This is a genomic window from Methylobacterium sp. FW306-05-D, assembly GCF_058782155.1.
In genome coordinates this window covers 1-1,038 of the sequence record NZ_JBYSXL010000169.1, presented here as the reverse complement: position 1 = coordinate 1,038, position 1,038 = coordinate 1, and the positions used below count along the sequence as shown (strand labels likewise).

The 1,038-nt window shown below is 64.9% G+C and carries 1 pseudogene; it reads left to right on the top strand.

The features are described from left to right. Positions 1 to 1,038, top strand: a pseudogene (locus tag AC3WLN_RS24030) (IS3 family transposase); the annotation flags it as partial.

The following is a 1,038-nucleotide window of genomic DNA, read 5'->3' as shown; positions in this document are numbered from 1 at the left end:
AGGACAGCATCGCCGAGTTGTGCCGACGCGAGGGGATCGCCGCCTCGATGTACTACGGCTGGTCCAAAGAGTTCCTGGAGGCGGGCAAGAAGCGCCTGTCGGGGGACACGGCTCGTGCGGCCACCACGGATGAGGTGCGGGATCTGCGGCGCGAGACGGGGGCGCTGAAGGAGGTCGTAGCTGATCTCGTCCTGGAGAACCGTCTGCTTAAAAAAAGCATGAGCGGGGCTGGGGGCGACGAGGCATAAGGTACCCGGCCTCTGAGAAGCTGGAGATCATCCGGCTCGTCGAGCAATCCCACCTGCCGGTGCGTGCCACCCTGGACAAGCTCGGCATCACGCGCTCGACGTTTTACCGCTGGTACGACGCCTACCAGCGCGGCGGCCCCGAGGCGTTGAAGGACCATCCTTCACAGCCCCGTCGGGTCTGGAACCGTCTACCTGCGGAGATCCGCGAGCAGATCGTTGCCCTGGCTCTGGAGCAGCCTGAACTCAGTCCGCGTGAGCTGGCGGTGCGCTTCACCGACGAGCGCCGCTACTTCGTCTCGGAAGCGACCGTCTACCGGTGGCTCAAGTCTCAGGACCTGATCACCAGCCCAGCCTATATCGTCATCAAGGCCGCCGACGAGTTCCGCGACAAGACCACCGCGCCCAATCAGCTTTGGCAGACGGACTTCACCTACCTGAAGGTCGTTGGCTGGGGCTGGTACTACCTGTCGACGGTCCTGGACGACTTCTCACGCTACATCGTCGCCTGGAAGCTGTGCACGACGATGCAGGCCAGCGACGTCACCGCCACGCTCGACCTGGCGCTGGGTGCGGCTGGGCTCGATCAGGCGCGGGTGATGCAGCGGCCACGCCTGCTCTCCGACAACGGGCCGAGCTACGTCGCCAGCGACCTGGCCGACTGGCTCGCCAGCCGAGGCATGACCCACATCCGCGGTGCGCCATGCCATCCTCAAACGCAGGGCAAGATCGAGCGTTGGCATCAGACGCTCAAGAACCGCATCCTGCTCGAACACGCCTACTTGCCCGGCGA